18 protein-coding genes are annotated in these 18,696 nt (G+C 69.7%); 8 read left to right on the forward strand and 10 right to left on the reverse strand.

The genetic code is table 11. The annotated features are described in order from the left end of the window. Positions 1-5 precede the first annotated feature (5 nt). From A8M77_RS10335 to A8M77_RS10365, 7 genes are read right to left on the reverse strand one after another with little or no spacing between them, the layout of a single operon-like run. Positions 6-1,031: a branched-chain amino acid ABC transporter permease gene (locus A8M77_RS10335; RefSeq protein ID WP_086921469.1), complete on the reverse strand. Its 1,026-nt coding sequence runs from the start codon at positions 1,029-1,031 to the stop codon at positions 6-8. Positions 1,032-1,042: 11 nt separating this feature from the next. Next, positions 1,043-1,927: a branched-chain amino acid ABC transporter permease gene (locus A8M77_RS10340; RefSeq protein ID WP_086921470.1), complete on the reverse strand. Its 885-nt coding sequence runs from the start codon at positions 1,925-1,927 to the stop codon at positions 1,043-1,045. Positions 1,928-1,942: 15 nt separating this feature from the next. After that, complete coding sequence (locus tag A8M77_RS10345) at positions 1,943-2,701, reverse strand: ABC transporter ATP-binding protein (protein WP_086921471.1); 759 nt, start codon at positions 2,699-2,701, stop codon at positions 1,943-1,945. Next, complete coding sequence (locus A8M77_RS10350) at positions 2,691-3,470, reverse strand: ABC transporter ATP-binding protein (protein ID WP_086921472.1); 780 nt, start codon at positions 3,468-3,470, stop codon at positions 2,691-2,693. The genes A8M77_RS10345 and A8M77_RS10350 overlap by 11 nt, the downstream gene beginning before the upstream one ends. A gap of 34 nt (positions 3,471-3,504) precedes the next feature. Beyond that, complete coding sequence (locus A8M77_RS10355) at positions 3,505-4,737, reverse strand: ABC transporter substrate-binding protein (protein WP_086921473.1); 1,233 nt, start codon at positions 4,735-4,737, stop codon at positions 3,505-3,507. Between the two features lie 5 nt (positions 4,738-4,742). Beyond that, entirely contained in the window at positions 4,743-6,410 is a 1,668-nt protein-coding gene (locus A8M77_RS10360) for a hydantoinase B/oxoprolinase family protein (protein ID WP_086921474.1), read from the reverse strand. Positions 6,411-6,412: 2 nt separating this feature from the next. After that, positions 6,413-8,437, reverse strand: a complete 2,025-nt coding sequence (locus A8M77_RS10365) for a hydantoinase/oxoprolinase family protein (RefSeq protein WP_086921475.1) — start codon at positions 8,435-8,437, stop codon at positions 6,413-6,415. Between the two features lie 207 nt (positions 8,438-8,644). On the opposite strand from A8M77_RS10365, the gene A8M77_RS10370 reads away from it, so the two are divergent. Continuing rightward, positions 8,645-9,436, forward strand: coding sequence for an IclR family transcriptional regulator (locus A8M77_RS10370; protein WP_086921476.1), 792 nt, complete (start codon positions 8,645-8,647; stop codon positions 9,434-9,436). A 13-nt stretch (positions 9,437-9,449) separates the two neighbouring features. Here the strand turns inward: A8M77_RS10370 and A8M77_RS10375 are convergent, their stop codons facing one another. Continuing rightward, the gene (locus tag A8M77_RS10375) at positions 9,450-10,628 is read right to left on the reverse strand and encodes an NADH:flavin oxidoreductase/NADH oxidase (RefSeq protein WP_086921477.1); all 1,179 of its coding nucleotides are present in this window, start codon (positions 10,626-10,628) and stop codon (positions 9,450-9,452) included. 165 nt (positions 10,629-10,793) lie between these two features. On the opposite strand from A8M77_RS10375, the gene A8M77_RS10380 reads away from it, so the two are divergent. The 5 genes from A8M77_RS10380 to A8M77_RS10400 all read left to right on the forward strand — a co-directional run bounded on the left by A8M77_RS10380 (position 10,794) and on the right by A8M77_RS10400 (position 13,938). Next, on the forward strand, positions 10,794-11,936 hold the full coding sequence (locus A8M77_RS10380) for a zinc-binding dehydrogenase (protein WP_086921478.1): 1,143 nt from the start codon (positions 10,794-10,796) through the stop codon (positions 11,934-11,936). Between the two features lie 44 nt (positions 11,937-11,980). Continuing rightward, the gene (locus tag A8M77_RS10385) at positions 11,981-12,547 is read left to right on the forward strand and encodes a phosphatidylglycerophosphatase A family protein (RefSeq protein ID WP_086921534.1); all 567 of its coding nucleotides are present in this window, start codon (positions 11,981-11,983) and stop codon (positions 12,545-12,547) included. 5 nt (positions 12,548-12,552) lie between these two features. Then, a complete protein-coding gene (locus A8M77_RS10390; RefSeq protein ID WP_086921479.1) occupies positions 12,553-13,053 on the forward strand; it encodes a CinA family protein in 501 nt (166 codons plus the stop codon). Positions 13,054-13,147: 94 nt separating this feature from the next. Further along, on the forward strand, positions 13,148-13,633 hold the full coding sequence (locus tag A8M77_RS10395) for a nuclear transport factor 2 family protein (protein WP_086921480.1): 486 nt from the start codon (positions 13,148-13,150) through the stop codon (positions 13,631-13,633). Continuing rightward, complete coding sequence (locus tag A8M77_RS10400; RefSeq protein WP_086921481.1) at positions 13,630-13,938, forward strand: GNAT family N-acetyltransferase; 309 nt, start codon at positions 13,630-13,632, stop codon at positions 13,936-13,938. Before A8M77_RS10395 ends, A8M77_RS10400 begins: the two co-directional genes overlap by 4 nt. 15 nt (positions 13,939-13,953) lie before the next feature. Here the strand turns inward: A8M77_RS10400 and A8M77_RS10405 are convergent, their stop codons facing one another. Together A8M77_RS10405 and A8M77_RS10410 are read right to left on the reverse strand one after the other, a co-directional pair. Next, a complete protein-coding gene (locus A8M77_RS10405) occupies positions 13,954-15,147 on the reverse strand; it encodes an MFS transporter (RefSeq protein ID WP_086921535.1) in 1,194 nt (397 codons plus the stop codon). Between the two features lie 37 nt (positions 15,148-15,184). Further along, complete coding sequence (locus tag A8M77_RS10410; RefSeq protein WP_086921482.1) at positions 15,185-15,964, reverse strand: YecA/YgfB family protein; 780 nt, start codon at positions 15,962-15,964, stop codon at positions 15,185-15,187. A 131-nt stretch (positions 15,965-16,095) separates the two neighbouring features. Here A8M77_RS10410 and A8M77_RS10415 point away from each other — a divergent pair, with 131 nt between their 5' ends. Both A8M77_RS10415 and A8M77_RS10420 read left to right on the forward strand, forming a co-directional pair. After that, positions 16,096-17,766, forward strand: coding sequence for an FMN-binding glutamate synthase family protein (locus A8M77_RS10415; protein WP_086921483.1), 1,671 nt, complete (start codon positions 16,096-16,098; stop codon positions 17,764-17,766). Further along, a complete protein-coding gene (locus A8M77_RS10420) occupies positions 17,763-18,683 on the forward strand; it encodes a hypothetical protein (protein WP_086921484.1) in 921 nt (306 codons plus the stop codon). Before A8M77_RS10415 ends, A8M77_RS10420 begins: the two co-directional genes overlap by 4 nt. Positions 18,684-18,696: the final 13 nt, after the last annotated feature.

Consider the following 18,696-nt stretch of genomic DNA (forward strand, 5'->3'; position numbering starts at 1 on the left):
CCCGATCACGCCGCCGTCTCCGTGACGACCGTGGCAGCGCCGCCGCGGGCTTGCGCATGACGGCGCATTCGCCGCGCCAGGTCCGCGGCCGCACCGGCCAGGCCGTTGCGCATGAACAGCACGACGACGATGAACAGGAGGCCCATGGCCACCGTCACCGAGTCGTTCAGGGTTCGGAACCAGGCGATGCCGGTCAGATCGCCGATCCAGGCGCCGATGTCGCCCAGCTTGCTTTCGAGCGTGACGATGACCAGCGCGCCGATCACCGGCCCGGCATGGCTGCCGAGGCCGCCGACCAGCGTCATCAGGATGACCGTGCCGGACATGGACCAGTGCACGTCGGTCAGCGTCTCGAAGCCGAGCACCAGCACCTTCAGCGAGCCCGCCAGCCCCGAGAAGGCGGCCGACAGCACGAAGGCCAGCAGCTTGAAGCGGTCGGTGTCGTAGCCCAGCGAGATCGCGCGGGGCTCGTTCTCCTTGATGGCGTTGAGGATCTCGCCGAAGGGCGAGTGCACCACGCGCACGATCAGCGCGAAGGCGGCCACGACGATGGCCAGCACCGTGTAGTAGAGCACTCGATCGTCGTCGAGCGGGAGGATGCCGAACAGGCTGCCGCGCGGGATGCCCTGCAGGCCGTCCTCACCGCCGGTGAAGCGCGCCTGCAGGAAGACGAAGTACAGCATCTGCGCGAGCGCCAGCGTGATCATGGCGAAGTAGATGCCCTCGCGCCGGATCGCGAGCAGGCCCATGCCCAGGCCGAGCAGCGCGCCGGTGGCGGTGCCCAGCACCAGGCCGAGCTCGGGCGTCACGCCCCAGGCCTTCATGGCATGCCCGGCCACGTAGCCGGCGCCGCCGAAGAGCGCCGCATGGCCGAAGGACAGGAGCCCGGCATGCCCCACGAGAAGATTGAAGGCGCTGGCGAAGAGCGCGAAGCACATCACCTTCATCACGAACACCGGGTAGGCACCCGCGAACGGCGCCAGCGCGAGCGCGGCGACGGCCAGGGTGGCCAGAAGCCTGTTGTTGTTCATCGTCCTCGCTCCTACTTCTTTCTGCCGAACAAGCCTGCCGGACGCAGCAGCAGGACGATGGCCATGACCACGAACACCACCGTCGAAGAGGCCTCCGGGTAGTACACCTTCGTCAGCGCCTCGATGACGCCCAGCGACAGGCCGGTGACGATCGAGCCCGCGATGGAGCCCATGCCGCCGATGACCACCACCGCGAACACCACGATGATCAGGTTCTGCCCCATCAACGGCGAGACCTGGATGACGGGTGCGGCCAGAACGCCCGCGAAGGCCGCAAGGGCCACTCCCGCCGCATAGGTCAGCGTGATCATCAAAGGCACGTTGACGCCGAAGGCCATGACCAGGCGCGGGTTCTCCGTGCCGGCGCGCAGGTAGGCTCCGAGCCGCGTGCGCTCGATCAGGTACCAGGTGCCCAGGCATGCAGCCAGCGACGCGCCCACCACCCAGGCCCGGTACGCGGGCAGCGCCATGAAGCCCAGCGGCACGGCGCCGCCCAGCCCCTCCGGCGTCGGGTACGGCAGGCCGGAGACGCCGTAGCGGGCTCGCAGCAGGCCTTCGACGACCATCGTGATGCCGAGCGTGAGCAGCAGGCCGTAGAGATGGTCGAGCTGGTAGACGAAGCGCAGCATGCCCCGTTCGAGCGCGGCGCCGATCAGGCCGACGCACAAGGGCGCCAGGGCCAGCATCCACCAGTAGCCGAGCCCGAGTTCTTCGAGCCCGATCCAGGTCAGCACCGCGCCCAGCATGAACATGGCGCCGTGGGCGAAATTGACGACGTTGAGCAGGCCGAAGATGACCGCCAGCCCCAGGCTCAGCGTCGCATAGAAAGAACCGTTGACCAGCCCGAGCAGCAGCTGCGACAGCAAAGCCGGCGACGACACGCCGAAGAAAGTCATGATGGTGAGTCCCCCTCAGATGCCGAGAAGCGTGTCGAGCTCGGGCTTGTTGGCGGCCAGGTCGCGCGCCTCGAAGTGCTTGACGATCGTGCCGTGCTCCATCACGTAGAAGCGGTCGGCGAGCGGCGCCGCGAAGCGGAAGTTCTGCTCCACCATCACGACGGTGTAGCCGCGCTGCTTGAGCATGAGGATCATCCGCGCGAGCGCCTGCACGATGACCGGCGCCAGGCCTTCCGAGATCTCGTCGAGCAGCAGCAGGTTGGCGCCGGTGCGCAGGATGCGCGCGACGGCCAGCATCTGCTGCTCGCCGCCCGACAGCCGCGTGCCCTGGCTGTGGCGGCGCTCGGCGAGGTTGGGGAACAGTTCGTAGATCTCTTCCACGCTCATGCCAGCACCGCCGGCCTTGAGCACCGGCGGAAGCAGCAGGTTTTCCTCGCACGACAGGCTGGAGAAGATGCCGCGCTCCTCGGGGCAGTAGCCGACGCCCAGTGGCGCGATGCGATGCACCGGCAGGTGCACCACCTCGTGGCCGTGGATGCGCACCGATCCCTTGCGCGCACCGGTCAGGCCCATGATGGCGCGCAGCGTCGTCGTGCGCCCTGCCCCGTTGCGGCCCAGGAGCGTGACCACCTCGCCGCGGTTCACCCGCAGATCGACGTCGTGCAGGATGTGCGACTCGCCGTACCAGGCCTGCAGCCTGGAAAGCTCGAGCGCAGGCGCCTGCGCGTTGGCCGCGGTGATGGCGGGCGGCGTGGCGGGCCTCTCAATGCGCATGGTCGAGTCCCGTCTCCACCGAGCCCATGTAGGCCTCGATGACGCGCGGATCGCTGGACACCGCCGCGTACGGTCCCTCGGCGAGGATCGCTCCGCGCTGCAGGACGGTGATGCAGTCGGCGATGGTCGACACCACGCCCATGTTGTGTTCGACCAGCAGGGTCGTGCGGCCTGCCGACACCTTCTTGATCAGCTGCGCGACTCTTTCCACGTCCTCGTGGCCCATGCCCTGCGTCGGCTCGTCGAGCAGCATGACCTCGGGCTCCATGGCCAGCGTGGTCGCGATCTCCAGCGCGCGCTTGCGGCCGTAGGGCAGCTCGACGGTGGGCACCTGTGCGAACTCGGCCAGGCCCACCTGGTCGAGCAGCGCCATCGCACGCTCGTCGAGCACCGACAGCGAGCGGGCGCTGCGCCAGAAGTGCATCGACTGCCCCAGCCGGCGCTGCAGCCCGATGCGGACGTTGTGCATGGCCGTGAGATGCGGAAAGACGGCGGAGATCTGGAACGAGCGCACCATGCCCATGCGGGCGACGCGGGCCGGCTTCGCCCGCGTGATGTCGACGCCGTTGAAGCGGATCGATCCCGCGCTGGGCGCCAGGAACTTCGTCAGCAGGTTGAAGCAGGTGGTCTTGCCCGCGCCGTTGGGACCGATCAGCGCATGGATCGATCCCCGGCGCACGCGCAGGTCGACCTGGTCGACGGCCTTGAAGCCGGCGAAGGCCTTGGTCAGGCCCTCGGTGACCAGGACGTGGTCGGAGTCAGGGGTCATGGGAGTGCTGCTTCGTGGGCCGGCGCTGCGATGCTCAGCGCGATGCGGTCTTGAAGACCTTGCACTGGCTGTCCTTCTGCGGCAGGAAGACCTCCTCGCCCGGCAGCGTCTTCTCGAGCGCGTAGAGATCCCACGGCCCTTTCGACTCCTGCGGCGTCTTCACACGGAAGTAGTAGTAGTCGTGGATCATGCGGCCGTCGGCGCGCAGCTTCGCGTTGCGCACCACGTCGTCCTTGATCGGGATCTCGTGCATCTTCCTGACGACGGTCCTGGCGTCGTCGGACTTGGTGGCCGCCACGGCCTTGAGGTAGTGGTAAACCGACGAGTACACGCCCGCATGGGTCAGCGAGGGCGGGCCCTTCTTGTAGACGTCCATGAAGCGCTTGCCGAAGCGGCGCGTGCCGTCGTCGATGTCCCAGTAGAAGCTCTCGGGAAAGCGCAGGCCCTTGGCCTGGTCGAGGCCGACGCCCTTGATCTCGTACACGGTCGGGAAGAAGGCTGCGAGCGACTGCGCATTGCCCAGTTGGAACTCCTTGGCCGACTTGATGGCGTTGGCCGAATCGGCGCCCGAGTTGACGAAGGCGACGACGTCCGCCTTGGACTGCTGCGCGGCGATGACCTGGGACGACATGTCGCTGCTGTTGAGCGGATGCTTGGCCTCCCCCAGCACCTTGGCGCCCAGGGCCTCCAGCTGCTTGCGGGCCTCGGCCGCGGCGGCGTTGCCATAGGCGTAGTCGACGGTGACGAAGTACCAGGACTGGCCCGGCTTGGCGATGCCCTTCACCGCCGCGGCGGTCTGGGAATAGGTGTCCCACATCCATTGCACCGAGCGCTCGGGCTGGCAGTCCTCGCTGGTCAGGCGCACCGGCCCACCGGCGAAGAGGGCCGCCTTGTCCTTCTGCACCGCGAGGTTCTGCATGGCCAGGGCCACGGCGGAGTTCACCATGTCCGCATAGGCGTCGACCTTGTTGACGTCGGCCCACTCGCGCGCCTTGGCCAGCGCGAGGTCGGTCTTGTTCTGGTGGTCGGCCGACAGCAGCTCGATCTTGAGGCCCTTGCATTCGTTGGCCAGGCAGTCGTCGATGGCGAGCTGCGCCGCGACCACCGAGCCCTGCCCGGAGAACTGCGAGAAGGAGCCGCTCATGTCGGTGAGCACGCCGATGCGGACCACGTTGTCGGAGATCTGCGCGCCGGCCGCGCCGGCGAGGCCCGCCACGGTGAGGGCCAGTGCCGTGCGCGTCAGGCCCATCTTCTTGTTCGACTTCATAGCGATTACCTCGTGGTGTGAGTGGAAGGGAAAGGGGTGGAGGAAACGGGGAGCGACAGGCCGTCGCGGCGGTCCGCCTCGCGCAGGCTCTCGGCGCGCTGCGAGGGGTCGCCGTAGCCGCCGCCGCCGCCCATGTAGACCTTGACGCGATCGCCCTCGGCCAGGCTGACGATGGACTTGGACGGGATGCGTTCGGTGACGCCGCCACGCGTGATTTCGCAATAGCCGCGCCCGCCGTCCTGCCCGCCGAAGATGCCGCGCGGCGCGTAGCGGTGGCGGTCCGAGTAGATGGCGAAGGACACGCCGTCGCGCAGCACCTTGTATTCGCGGCTGAAGCCGGCGCCGCCGCGGTACCTGCCCTGGCCGAAGGAATCGGCTTCGAGCGCGTAGCGTTCGAGGCGGAAGAAGTCGTACTCCATGTCGAGCGCCTCCACCGGCGTGTTGGCGCAGTTCGACAGCGGCGAGTCGACCGCGTCGCAGCCGTCGGCGCGGTCGGAGGCGCCGTAGCCGCCGCCGAAGATTTCGAGGTAGACGCTGTAGCCTTCGTCGCGCTGCAGCGAGAAGCAGGCCGCGGTCAGCGTGTCGAAGCCGGTGGCGATGACCTTGTCGGGCACCACAGGGGCCAGCGCACGCATGATCGCGTTGAAGACGCGGTAGTTCGCCTCCAGGCGCGCGCGCACCGGCGACGGCGGCGCCGGGTTGAGGATGGAGCCGTAGGGCGCCGAGACGCTCACCGCGCGCAGGATGCCGTCGTTGAACGGAATGTCCGGCGAGGTGAGGATCGACTTCACGCAGGTGACGGCCGCCGACACCGTGCACGAGAAAGGCGAGTTGAGGTTGCGCTTGACCTGCGCGCTGCTGCCTTCGAAGTCGACGCCGACCTGGTCGCCGTCGATGGTCACCTTCACCTTGATGAGCAAGGGCTCCTCGCCGATGCCGTCGTCGTCGATCATGTCCTCGCCCACGTAGACGCCGTCGGGCACCAGCGCGACGGCGGCGCGGAAGCGGCGCTCGGAGTAGTCGACCATCTCGGCCATCACCTCGCAGACCTCGCTGCGGCCGTACTTGTCGCACAGCTGCGTGAGCCGCGCGGCGGCGATCGCGTTGGCCGCGAACATCGCGTTCATGTCGCCGATGGTCAGGTCGGGCACGCGGATGTTGGCGCGCACCAGATGCTCCAGCGGCCCGCCGTTCCAGTCGCGCGACACCGACCAGCGCGTGGGCGGCAGGCGCAGGCCTTCCTGGTAGATGTCGGAGGCGCCCGGGTCCAGGCCCGGTGCGCCGCCGCCGAAATCGATCTGGTGCGCGACGCTGGCCGAGAAGCCGACCAGCACCCCCTGGTGGAAGATGGGGCAGAAGATGTAGACGTCCGGCAGGTGCTGGCCGCCCGAGTAGGGGTCGTTGGTGATCAGGAAGTCGTCGGGCGTGATGGTCTCGGCGGGATGGCGCTCCAGGCACTTCTTGAGCGTGATGCCGATGGGGCCGAGCTGGATCGGGATCAGCTCGGCCTGCGCGACGATGTCGCCTTTCAGGTTGGCGATGGCCGCGGAGCCGTCGCTGGCCTCGCGCAGGATGGTCGAGTAGGCCGAGCGGATCAGCTTGACGCCCATCTCCCGCGCTGCGGCGAGGATGCTCTGGCTGATGATGGCGTTGTCGAAGGGACTGACCGGCATGTTCACGCTCCGTGGGCAAGAATCAGGTTGGATTGGGCGTCGACGCTGGCGGCCCAGCCCGCGGGGACGACGACCGTCGTCGTGTAGTCCTCGAGCACGGCAGGGCCGGGCAGCGCGCTCGGCGCGGACGCCAGCGAAGCCACGGTCTGGCGACGGCAGGCGGACCAGCCCTTGCCGTCGTAGAGCGGGCTCTCGTGAGCGCCGCTCCTGCGTGAGTCGGCAGGCGCGGCGGCCACCGCAGACACGAACTCGGTCGGCAGGGTCGCGCCGGCGCGCAGCGCCACCACCTCGATGGGGCGGCCGCTCTTGTCCGCGTGGAAGTAGATGCGCTCGTGGGCCTCGATGAAGCGTGCCTCCAGACCCGGGCGGTCGACCGCGGCGAGCGATTCGTCGTCCAGCGCCAGCGGCACCTCGAAGGCCTGGCCCACGTAGCGCATCTCGACGGCGTAGCTGAAGACCAGGCCGGCGCCGAAGCCCATGTCGCGGAACTGCTGCGCCAGGTCGGCGCGCATCGCCGCGAAGCGCTCGCGCAGCCGGCCGCAGGTGGCATCGTCGACCTGCGCGCGGTCGGTCATGGTCTCGTACTTGATGAAGTCCGAAGCCAGCAGGCCGTAGGCGGAGGTCACGCCGGGATTGGGTGGTGCCACCACCTTGCGGATGCCCAGCTCCTCGGCGATCTGCGCGGCCTGCATCGGACCGGCGCCGCCGAAGGGCACGAGCACGTAGTCGCGGGGATCGCGCCCGCGCTGCGTCGACACCAGCTGGATCGCACGCACGATGTTGGCGTTGGCCAGCCGCACGGCGTTGTGGGCGACGGCCTCCACCGGTAGCCCGAAGTGCGCGGCGAGCGCCTTGAAGGACACGTAGGCGGCGTCCACGTCGATGTGCATCTGGCCGCCGAGGAAGGCCTCGGGCCGCACGGTGCCCAGGACCACGTGCGCATCGGTGATGGTCGGGCGCGTGCCGCCGCGGCCGTAGCAGGCCGGGCCCGGGCTGGCGCCCGCGCTCTCGGGGCCGACGCGCAGCATGCCGCCGTCGTCGATCCAGATCAGGCTGCCGCCGCCGGCACCCACCGTCACGATGTCGAGCACCGGCGTGCGCACGGGCAGGCCGTCGATTTCGGTTTCGGGGGCCAGGGTGGGATTGCCGTCCTGCACCAGGCACACGTCGGAGCTGGTGCCGCCCATGTCGAAGGTGATGACGTTCGCGTAGCCGGAGCGGAGCACCTGCCGCACCGCGCCCACCACGCCCGCGGCGGGGCCGGAGAACAGCGCGCTGATCGCGTTCTCGCGCATGGCATCGGCCGGCAGCCGGCCGCCGTTGGATTGCATCACCGAGAAACGGCCGGCGAAGCCATGCTGCGCCATCGATTCCGTGAGGCGCCCGAGGTAGCCGGCGATGACCGGCTGCACGAAGGCGGACAGCGCGGCCGTGCTGCCGCGCTCGTATTCGCGGAACTCGCGCGCCACCTGGTGCGAGCAGGTCACGACCACGCCGGGCAGCGCTTCAGCGAGGAGTGCGCCGAGACGCTGCTCGTGCGCCGGGTTCTTGTAGGCATTGATCAGGCAGATCGCGACGGCGTCGTAGCCGCCGTCCCGCAGCCGCGGCAGGACCTCGGCCACGAACAGCGCTTCGTCGAGCGCCTGCTCCACCGTGCCGTCGGACAGCACGCGCTCGGCCGCCTCGAAGCAGTCGCGGCGCTGCACCGGCGGCTCGGGCTTGCGGTAGTGCAGGTCGTAGATGCGCTTGCGGTCGTGCCGCTGCAGAAACAGGATGTCGCGGAAGCCGTGGGTCGCGATGAACGCGACGTGGCCGCCCTTGCGTTCGAGCACCGCGTTGGTCGCGACGGTCGAGCCATGCGCGAAGTCCTCGACCGCGCTGAAGTCGATGCCCGCCTCGCGCATCGCGTTCATCACCCCGATGTCGGGCGAATGGGGCGTGCTGGGCACCTTGATGACGCGGACCTTGCCGCCGTCCAGTGCGACGAGGTCCGTGAAGGTCCCGCCGACTTCAACTCCTACTTTCACGATGAGCCTTCCTTGTGATGGGCCGGGTGCTGGGACGGCAGGCAGGCCGTGGCCGCTGGCTGCCGTACGCTGGAAACCAAATCGCTGTACGATGATTCGTGTTCGATCTGCGCGTGCAATCAGTTTATTTAGATGAATCTAATCAGTAAACGATTGAAGTGATCGATATACGATTAAAAGGTAACGAGCACCGTTGAAGGAGACTTGATGAAGGAAGACAACGAGGCGCGCGGCACGCCGATGTTCAACCAGTCGATCGAGAAGGGGCTGGCCATCCTGGCGGCCTTCGGCCCCAATGGCCGCACGATGAGCATCGGCCAGATCGCCGAGGCGGTCGGCATCACGCGCAGCTCGGCGCAGCGCGTGGTCTTCACGCTGGAAACGCTGGGCTACCTGGCCAAGGACCCATACACCCGCCGCTACGAGCTGGCCAACAAGGTCATGGAAATCGGGTGCAACTACCTCGAGACCAACCCGCTGATCGACTCGGCCAACCCCGTGCTGTCGGCCGCGAACAGCGCCTGCGACGAGACGGTGTCGCTCATCGAGCCCTGCGGCCTGCAGATGGTGTACGTCGCCACCTTCACGAGCCGCAAGCCCATCGTGGCGCACATGACGATCGGCAGCCGCATGCCGATGTACTGCACCGCCGCCGGCCGCGCCTACCTCTCGGGGCTGGAGGATGACGAGGTGATGAAGATCCTGCAGAGCGAGGACCGCAAGCGCATCACGGTGCACACGAGGACCGAGATCGACGAGATCTTCCCGATCATCCAGGAAGCGAGGGCACGCGGCTTCGCGACGAATTTCGAGGAGTACTACCTCGGCCACATGAACGTCGGCGCGCCGGTGTTCAACGCCGAAGGCCGGGCCATCGCCGCGGTCAACCTCATCGCGCCGACCAGCCGGTGGTCGGCCGAGGAGCTGACGGGGAAGCTCGGCCCGATGGTGCTCGACTGCGCACGCGCGATCACGAACGCAGGCCGCGGCCGCCGTTGAAGGGCGCGCCGCCTCACTGCACGGGTGGCGCCGTTCTCGCGCGCCGCGCGAGCCACCAGCCATAGGAGTCGGGCCAGGCCGTGAACTTGGGGTCGTGCCCGAGTTCGAGCGCCGCGTGCAGCGGCCAGTGCGGGTTGAACAAGGCCTCGCGCGCGATCGCCACGAAGTCGGTGCGGCCTTCGCGGACGATGCTGTTGGCGAAGCCGGCGCTGCGGATCAGCCCGACGGCCATCGTCTTGATGCCGGTCTCGGCACGCACACGCTCCGCGAACGGAACCTGGAAGCCTTCGCCCTGCGTGGCGGTCGCCAGGGTGCCGCGCGGTCCCAGGCCGCGCGACGAGCAGTCGATCACGTCGATGCCGCGCGCGCCGAGCTCGCGCGAGAGCACCACCGTGTCCTCCAGGGTCCATCCCCCAGGCAGGTCGTCGATGCAGGACAGACGGTAGAAGATCGGCAGGTGCGCCGGCCATTCGGAGCGGACGGCCTCTGCAATGTCCAGCGCGAAACGCATGCGGCCTGCCAGGTCGCCCCCGTACTCGTCCTCGCGCAGGTTCGAGAGGGGCGACAGGAAGCTGTGGATCAGGTAGCCATGCGCGCCATGGATGTTCAGGGCCTGGAAGCCCGCCCGCGCCAGGCGCCGCGCGCCCTGCGCGAAGGCGTCGACGATGCGGCGGATCGCGTCGCGCGTCAGCGGCTCGGGCGTCGCCCAGCCGGGGTTGGCGGGAACGGCAGAAGGCCCGACGACGGTCCAGGGCTCCTCGCCGCGCGCCGCATCGGCCGGGCCCAGCGACTGGTAGCCGTCCCAGGGCTTCTGCACGCTGGCCTTGCGCCCCGCATGGATGAGCTGCGCGCCCGCAACGGCGCCCTGGCGTGCGATCTCTTCCGCCACGACCTTCAGCGCTTCCATCTGTTCGTCGTTCCAGATGCCGAGGTCGCTGTGGGTGGCCCGGCCCTGTGCCTCCACGGCCAGCGCCTCGGTGAAGACCAGGCCCGCACCGCCCACCGCCAGCTTGGTCAGGTGGCTCTGGTGCCAGTGGTTCGGCTTGCCGTCGCGGTCCGCGCGGTACTGCTGCATCGGCGAGATCACGATGCGGTTGGGGACCTCGATGCTTCTCACGCGAAGCGGGGTGAACAGGGGCGGCGCGGCCGCACTGTCCTGGAGGGTGTGGGGGTTCGATGTCGTTGCCAGCATGCGCGGTCCGCCTGTTACCTTGAAAAGCGGCGAGTCTATGGAGATCAATTTGATCTGTAAACGATCGCAATGATCGATATTCGATTAAAAAGTAACACCAAAAGATGCTCGGGCGCGTCGCAGGGCTCCCTATACTGGCCCGCGCGCCCCTTGTCGGAGATACCCATGCCCACCGATACCCCCCGCACCACGCTCCAGATCCGCTCCCTCGTCAAGCGCAGCGGCGAACTCGAGCTTTCGCTGGCCGAAGAGCCGATTCCCGAGCCGAAAGCCGATGAAGTCATCGTGCGCGTCGAGGCCGCGCCGATGAATCCATCGGATCTGGGCTTGCTGTTCGGCGCGGCCGACATGAAGACGGCCCAGGCCTCCGGCACGCCCGACCGGCCGGTCATCCGCGCCCAGATCCCCGAAGCTGCCATGAAGGCCATGGCCGGCCGGCTCGACCAGTCCATGCCGGTAGGCAACGAAGGCGCCGGCGTGGTGGTGGCGGCCGGCGCCTCGCCCGCGGCGCAGGCGCTGCTGGGCCAGACCGTCGCGGCGATCGGTGGCGCGATGTACGCGCAGTACCGCTGCATCCCCGCGGCCCAGTGCATGCCGCTGCCCGAGGGCACGACGCCGGCCGAGGGTGCCTCGGCGTTCGTCAATCCGCTCACCGCGCTCGGCATGGTCACGACCATGAAGCGCGAAGGCCACAAGGCGCTGGTGCACACGGCCGCGGCGTCCAACCTCGGCCAGATGCTCAACCGCATCTGCATGAAGGATGGCATCGCGCTGGTGAACATCGTGCGCAGGCAGGAGCAGGCGGACATCCTGCGTGCGATGGGCGCGCAATACGTCTGCGACCAGAGCGCGCCGACCTTCATGGAAGACCTGACCGAGGCCCTGGTCGCGACCGGCGCCACGCTGGCCTTCGATGCCATCGGCGGCGGCAGGCTGGCCGGCCAGATCCTCAACGCCATGGAGGCGGCCTTGAACCGCACCGCCACCGAATACAGCCGCTACGGCTCCACCACGCACAAGCAGGTCTACATCTACGGCGGCCTGGACCGCGGCCCGACCGAGTTCACGCGCGGCTTCGGCATGGCCTGGGGCATGGGCGGCTGGCTGCTCTTCCCCTTCCTGATGAAGATCGGGCCGGAGGAGGCCGCGAAGCTCAAGGCGCGCGTGGCGGCCGAGCTGAAGACCACGTTCGCCAGCCGCTACACCAAGGAGGTGTCGATGCACGAGGCCCTGCGGCTGGACGAGATCGCGGTCTACGCGAAGCAGGCGACCGGGGAGAAGTACCTGCTCAATCCGAATCGCGGCTGAGCGCCTTTCGCCGCAGCGCGCGGATGGGCGACACTGGGGGCGTGATGTCCCCCGCTGCCCCTCCGCCTTCCGGCGCCCTGCCTGTCCCGCCGCTGCGCCGCCCGACGCTGCGCTTCCTGCTGTCCCATCCCGCCCACTTCATCGCCCTGGGCTGCGGCGCCGGCCTGGCGCCGCGCGCGCCCGGCACCGTGGGGACGCTGTGGGCCTGGGCCGGCTTCGTGCTCCTGCAGCGCTGGCTGCCGCCCGCCGCCATCGGCTGGATCATCCTGGCCTCGCTGCCGATCGGCTGGTGGGCCTGCACCGTGACGGCGCGCCACATGGCCATCGCCGACCCGGGCAGCATCGTCTGGGACGAGGTGATCGGCTTCTGGCTGGTGCTGTGGCTGGTGATGCCGGCCGGGCTGTGGGCCCAGCTCGCGGCCTTCGTGCTGTTCCGCGTCTTCGATGCGGTCAAGCCGGGGCCGGTGGCCTGGGCCGACCAGCTCTTCAAGCAGCGCGGCGCCACGCCCACGGCATTTTCATGGCGGGCCGCGGGCTTCGGCATCCTGTTCGACGACCTGGTGGCGGCCTTCTGCACATTGATCGTGATCGCGCTGGTGCGCGCCTGGTGAATCCCATGAACGACATTGACGCATCCGACACGCCCGCACTGGTGGAACAGCTCGCGCAGGTGCTGCAGGACAAAGGCTGGATGATGGCCACCGCCGAGAGCTGCACCGGCGGGCTGATCGCGGGGGCCTGCACCGATCTGTCTGGCTCCAGCAACTGGTTCGAGCGCGGCTTCGTGACCTATTCGAACGAGGCCAAGACCGAGCTGCTGGGCGTCGACGCGTCGCTGATCGGGGGCCACGGCGCCGTCAGCGAGCCGGTCGCACGCGCGATGGCCGAGGGCGCGGTCGCGCGCTCGCGGGCCCAGGTGGCGGTGGCGGTGACGGGCGTCGCCGGCCCGACCGGGGGCAGCGCGGAGAAGCCGGTGGGCACGGTGTGGTTCGGCTGGTCGGTCGGCGGTCAGGCGCGCACCGAGCGCAGGCGCTTCGATGGCGGGCGGGCAGAGGTCCGGGCCGCGACGGTGCATCACGCGCTGCAGATGCTTCTGAAACTGTTGCGGCAGGCGTAGGAACGGGCCAGCGCCCCGATCCGCCAAGCCGAAGCCCCGCTAGCTGGCGTCGGGTCGCCCCCGCGACACCCCGCCTCCGCTACCATCGCCGCCCATGCGCAACGAAGACACCATCCAGCGTCTCTACCAGGCCTTCGCCAGTCTCGACGCCGACACCATGGCGAGCTGCTACGCGCCGGACGCGCGCTTCGACGACGAGGCCTTCTCGCTGCGCGGCGCGCGCGAGGTCGGCGGCATGTGGAAGATGCTGTGCGAAGCGACGCGCGCCAAGGGCGCCGACGTCTGGAAGCTGAGCTGGCGCGACGTGCAGGCCGAGGGCAGCACCGGCCGCGCCCACTGGGATGCGCACTACCGCTTCAGCGCCACCGGCCGCATCGTCGACAACTCGATCGACTCCGAATTCCGCTTCACGCCCGAGGGCCTGATCGCCGAGCAGCGCGACCGCTTCGACTTCTGGACCTGGTCGCGCCAGGCGCTGGGCACGCCCGGCCTGCTGCTGGGCTGGACGCCGATGCTGCGCAACAAGGTGCGCGCCGGCGCGGCGAAGAACCTGGCCACCTACCTCGCGAACCAACCATGACGATCACCATCACCAACAACCCCGAGAAGCACCGCTACGAGGCCCATCTGGACGGGCAGCTCGCCGGCTTCTGCGAATACAACCTGCTCAGCAACGCGGTGATGTTCACCCACACCGAGGTGCTGCCGGCCTTCGAAGGCCAGGGCGTGGGCTCGCAGCTCGCGCGGCACGTGCTGGAAGAGGCGCGGGCCCAGGCCATGCCGGTCATCCCGGCCTGCCTGTTCATCGCCGGGTACATCCGCAAGCACCGCGAGTACCTGGACGTGGTGCAGCCGGCCAGCCTGCGCGCCTTTCACATCAACTGAGACGCGCCGTCCGCTTCACTTGCCAGGTTCGACGGCGCCCACCGGCGCCGGCAGCCAGGCAAAGGCCGCGCAGCCGGCCACCAGCAGCAGCGCGATCCCGCCCAGCACGACGGCGTAGGGCTCCATGCCGTGCGCCTGCGCCACCGAGGCCGCGACGCCGGTGAGCCACTGCATCAGCGCCACGCCGAGGAACATGGCCATGGTGAACACCGCCATCGCGCGGCCGGTGAGCGCGGCCGGATAGGCGCCGCGCACGTCGGCGTACTGCCAGACGATGAAGCCCGACAGCAGGCCGATCACGATGGCGCAGCCGACGTCGATCCAGGCCGCGTGAAAGAGGCCGATCGCGGCGAACAAGGCCGCGTAGATCCCGCAGCAGGTCAGGATGCGGCGGCGGCGCACCGGCCCGCCGCGGTCCAGCCTGCCGAAGAGCGGCGGCCCGAGCAGCGAGATGACGGATACCGCGAGTGCGACGTTGCCGCTCTGCACCAGCGAGTAGCCATGCCGCTCCATGAGCAGCGGCCCCAGCCACAGGCCGCGCAGCGAGATGAAGGCGGCATAGGTCACAGCGCCCAGCACCATGATGCCCAGGGTGTGCGGCATCGCGAACAGCGCGCCGAAGCGGCGCAGCGCCGCGATGGGGGACTCCCGCGGCGTGGCGGCGCCTTCGCTCGCCGGCTCCCGCACCATGGCCAGGATGCTGAGCCAGGCCAGCGCCGACGCCGCCGCCAGCGCCCAGAACCCCGTTCGCCACGAGTAGGCGTCCACCAGCCACGCCAGCGGCGTGCCGGTCACCAGCATGCCCACTCCGCCGATGCCGAGCACCAGCCCCGAGACCGAAGCGAAGCTGGTCGCCGGGAAATGCCGCGCGATGAAGACGGTGCAGACCAGGAAAGCCGGCGCGCAGCCGATGCCGATCAGCACCTGGCCCGCGATCACCAGCCCGAAGCTGGTCGACAGTGCGGAAATCACCCCGCCAGCGATCGCCAGCGGAAAGGCGGTGAGCACCGTGCGCCGCACGCCGTGCAGGTCGATGCCGATGCCCATGAAGAGCTGCATGGCGCCGAAGGCGAAATGGAAGGCGCCGGAGAACAGGCCCAGCGCCTGCGCCGAGAGCCGGAACTCGGCCTGCAGCGGCCCGGCCATGATCGCGCCCACCGTGCGGTAGGCCTGGCTCAGCGCGAACGCGGTGCACAGCGCGAGCACCATGGCCCAGGCGCTGCGGGCCGTCAGTGCCGGGGCCGCCTCAGCCTGCACCGTGGCACTTCTTGTACTTTTTCCCGCTGCCGCAGGGGCAGGGGTCGTTGCGGCCCGGCGTCGCTTCCTTGCGCACGGTCTCGACCCGCGGGCCCATGCTGCGCCAGAGACGGCGCAGGTCGTACACGCCCCAGATCGCGTCGCCGAAATCGTCCACCCGCTGCTGGCTCACGCTGGGCGGGCCGTCCTCGCTGTACATCGAGAGGGTGGGCTTGCCGCGGTCGTCCTCGGTGAGGGCGACGATCGCGTCCAGCGCCTCGTCGAGCATGGCGGCGGCCTCCTTGTCGCGCGGCGGGGTCCACTCGTCGGGCCAGTTCTCCACCGCGTACATGAAGCCCAGCGCCCACACCTGGCCGAAGGAGGGAATGTCCTCGCCAGCCATCTCGGCGCGCTCCTCCTCGGGCAGGGCCGCGACGGCGCCGCGTGTGTCCAGCACCTCGGGCTGCCAGGCGCGCTCGTCGTCGAGCGACTGCACCTCGGCGTCCAGGCCCTCTTCGGTCTCGCGCCAGCGCCGCTTCCAGCGCCAGACGAATTCCATGTGCCGGGTCGGCACGAAGTTCTCGCCCAGCAGCACCGGCCAGTACTCGGACGGCTCGATCGTCCGGCGCGTGCACACCAGCGCCGCCATGAAGCCTTCGCAGAACTCCCACTGCGGGATCTCCTCGTCCTGCTCGCGCATGGCGTCGAGGGCCTGGTCGAGGGCGTCGAAGTCGTCGGGGCCCAACGGCTGAAGGGCGGGATCGGAGATGGAGGGGATGTCGTTGTTCATGGCGCCATGAGGTCCATCCCGGCGCTGCCGGGGGCCGGTCATTATGCCGAGGGCGGCGCGCCGGCCCTGTCATCCCGCGCCCCGACGCGGCGCCTATGATGCGGACTTGCTCGGCAGCGCGGCGCCCCGCCATGAATTCGATCCTTCCGTCCCGCTACTACGCCTTCGTCCTCTGCGTGATCGGCCTCCTGGCCAGCGTGGCAGCCGCCCTGGCGGCCCCGCATCTCTGGACGCCCTGGGCCTTCGCGGCGATGTTCGCCGTGCTCAGCGGCACCGGCGTGCACGACCTGCGGCAGGCGCGCCACGCCATCCTGCGCAACTACCCCGTCATCGGCCACCTGCGCTTCCTGCTGGAGTACATCCGGCCGGAAATCCGCCAGTACTTCATCGAGAGCGACCGCGAGGCGGCGCCCTTCTCGCGCGCGCAGCGCTCGCTGGTGTACCAGCGCGCCAAGGGCGAGCCCGACAACCGGCCCTTCGGCACCCAGCTCGACGTGGGCATCGCCGGCTACGAGTGGATCAACCACTCGATGCGCCCAACCCGCCTGGACGGCCACGATTTCCGCATCGTGATCGGCGGCACGCCCAACCCGGCCTCGCCGGCCGGGCAGGTCTGCACCCACCCCTACGAGGCGAGCGTCTTCAACATCTCGGCGATGAGCTTCGGCGCGCTGTCGGCCAACGCGATCCTGGCGCTGAACCTGGGCGCCAGGCACGGCGGCTTCGCGCACGACACCGGCGAGGGCTCGATCTCCGCCCACCACCGGGTGCACGGCGGCGACCTGATCTGGGAGATCGGCAGCGGCTACTTCGGCTGCCGCAACGCGGACGGCAGCTTCAGCGAGGAGCGCTTCATCGCCAACGCGCGCGACCCGCAGGTGAAGATGATCGAGATCAAGCTCAGCCAGGGCGCCAAGCCGGGCCACGGCGGCGTGCTGCCGGCGGCCAAGGTCACGCCCGAGATCGCGGCGGCGCGCGGCGTGCCGGTGAGCGTGGACTGCATCTCGCCGTCCTCGCACAGTGCCTTCTCGACGCCGGTGGAGATGATGCATTTCATCGCGCGGCTGCGCGTGCTCTCCGGCGGCAAGCCGGTGGGCTTCAAGTTCTGCCTGGGTCATCCCTGGGAGTGGTTCGCCATCGTCAAGGCGATGCAGCTGACCGGGCTCACGCCCGACTTCATCGTGGTCGACGGCGCCGAGGGCGGCACCGGCGCGGCGCCGGTGGAGTTCAGCGACCACGTGGGCGCGCCGCTGCAGGAGGGCCTGCTGCTGGTGCACAACACGCTGATCGGCGTGGGCCTGCGCGAGCGCGTCAAGATCGGCTGCGCCGGCAAGGTGATCACCGCCTTCGACCTGGCGCGGATGATGGCCCTGGGCGCCGACTGGTGCAATGCGGCGCGCGGCTTCATGATGGCGCTGGGCTGCATCCAGGCGCAGGCCTGCCACACCGGCCACTGCCCCACCGGCGTCACCACGCAGGACCCGGTGCGCCAGCAGGCGCTGGTGGTGCCGACCAAGGCCGAGCGGGTGCGCAACTTCCACCACAGCACGCTGCACGCGCTCAAGGAACTGGTGCAGGCCGCGGGCCTCGACCATCCCCAGCAGATCACCGCCCACCACATCGTGCGGCGCATCTCCGACACCGAGGTGCGCCTGCTCAGCAACCTGGTGCTGCAGGTGAAGCCCGGCGCGCTGCTGCATTCGCTGGAGGACCAGCACAACGTGTTCCGCACCTACTGGCCGCTGGCGAGCGCGCACAGCTTCCAGCCCGTCATGGGCACCGACACCGCCCTCGCCGCATGATCACGGCGAAACGCGGTTCGCGCGTGCAGGCGCGCAAGGGACAGGCATCGGCGCCGGCGCCCCTGGAGGCGAACGCGCCGCCGCTGGAACCGGGCGACTACGCGGAGTTCCTGCGCACCATGCTGCCGCAGCAGCAGAAGGCGGTGGCCAGCCACCGGCTCGGCCATGAGCGGGTGTGGCTCAAGAAGGCCGGCCCGCCGCACGGCAAGCTCGGCTACCACCTGATGGCCGCCGTCGCCGGCCTGCTGCGGCTGGACGTGCTGACCCCCGTGCCCAACCCGGGCGGCGAAGCGGGCATCGCCACCGAGGCGCGGCGCCTGCGGGCCCTGGGCGCCATGGGCCTGCGCGTGCCGGCGGTGCTGGCCCAGCAGCCCGAGGGCCTGCTGATCTCCGACCTTGGCGAGAGCGGCCGCCCGCCGGTGGTGCTGCAGGAACGGCTGGACCAGGCCGCGGCCCAGGGCCCGAGCGCGCTGCTGTCGGTGTGGCGCGAGGGGCTGGAGGCCATCGCCATCGTGCATGCGCACGGCGCCTACCTGAGCCAGGCCTTCGACCGCAACCTGGTGCAGTGCCCGGACGGCGTGATCGGCTACATCGACTTCGAGGACGACCCGGGCGAAACCCTGCCCCTGGCCGAATGCCAGGTGCGGGACTGGCTCAGCTACCTGCACTCGACCGCGATGCTGGTGCGCGCCGCGTCCGCCCAGGCCGCGGGTGCCCATTGGCACGCGGTGCTGGCCGATGCCGCCGACGAGGTGCGCGAGCGCCTCGCCCTGGCGGCGAAGCGCATGCGCTGGCTGCGGCACCTGCCCGCCGGCCGGCGCTGGGGACGCGACACGCAGCGCTCACGCGCGGTGGCGCGGCTGCTGTGGCGCTGGTACGGCCGCAGCGGTGCGCAGGCGCAGCCGACGCGGCGCTAGCGCGAACCGCAGG

Source organism: Variovorax sp. JS1663 (genome assembly GCF_002157355.1).
Classification (GTDB): Bacteria; Pseudomonadota; Gammaproteobacteria; order Burkholderiales; family Burkholderiaceae_C; genus Variovorax.

Coding starts and splice junctions, on each gene's coding strand:
- A8M77_RS10410 (WP_086921482.1), bottom strand. CDS start 15,964: ATGAACAACGACATCCCCTCCATCTCCGATCCCGCCCTTCAGCCGTTG.
- A8M77_RS10380 (WP_086921478.1), top strand. CDS start 10,794: ATGCCCACCGATACCCCCCGCACCACGCTCCAGATCCGCTCCCTCGTC.
- A8M77_RS10345 (WP_086921471.1), bottom strand. CDS start 2,701: ATGCGCATTGAGAGGCCCGCCACGCCGCCCGCCATCACCGCGGCCAAC.
- A8M77_RS10370 (WP_086921476.1), top strand. CDS start 8,645: ATGAAGGAAGACAACGAGGCGCGCGGCACGCCGATGTTCAACCAGTCG.
- A8M77_RS10335 (WP_086921469.1), bottom strand. CDS start 1,031: ATGAACAACAACAGGCTTCTGGCCACCCTGGCCGTCGCCGCGCTCGCG.
- A8M77_RS10395 (WP_086921480.1), top strand. CDS start 13,148: ATGCGCAACGAAGACACCATCCAGCGTCTCTACCAGGCCTTCGCCAGT.
- A8M77_RS10385 (WP_086921534.1), top strand. CDS start 11,981: ATGTCCCCCGCTGCCCCTCCGCCTTCCGGCGCCCTGCCTGTCCCGCCG.
- A8M77_RS10360 (WP_086921474.1), bottom strand. CDS start 6,410: ATGCCGGTCAGTCCCTTCGACAACGCCATCATCAGCCAGAGCATCCTC.
- A8M77_RS10420 (WP_086921484.1), top strand. CDS start 17,763: ATGATCACGGCGAAACGCGGTTCGCGCGTGCAGGCGCGCAAGGGACAG.
- A8M77_RS10375 (WP_086921477.1), bottom strand. CDS start 10,628: ATGCTGGCAACGACATCGAACCCCCACACCCTCCAGGACAGTGCGGCC.
- A8M77_RS10405 (WP_086921535.1), bottom strand. CDS start 15,147: ATGGTGCTCGCGCTGTGCACCGCGTTCGCGCTGAGCCAGGCCTACCGC.
- A8M77_RS10390 (WP_086921479.1), top strand. CDS start 12,553: ATGAACGACATTGACGCATCCGACACGCCCGCACTGGTGGAACAGCTC.
- A8M77_RS10415 (WP_086921483.1), top strand. CDS start 16,096: ATGAATTCGATCCTTCCGTCCCGCTACTACGCCTTCGTCCTCTGCGTG.
- A8M77_RS10340 (WP_086921470.1), bottom strand. CDS start 1,927: ATGACTTTCTTCGGCGTGTCGTCGCCGGCTTTGCTGTCGCAGCTGCTG.
- A8M77_RS10400 (WP_086921481.1), top strand. CDS start 13,630: ATGACGATCACCATCACCAACAACCCCGAGAAGCACCGCTACGAGGCC.
- A8M77_RS10350 (WP_086921472.1), bottom strand. CDS start 3,470: ATGACCCCTGACTCCGACCACGTCCTGGTCACCGAGGGCCTGACCAAG.
- A8M77_RS10355 (WP_086921473.1), bottom strand. CDS start 4,737: ATGAAGTCGAACAAGAAGATGGGCCTGACGCGCACGGCACTGGCCCTC.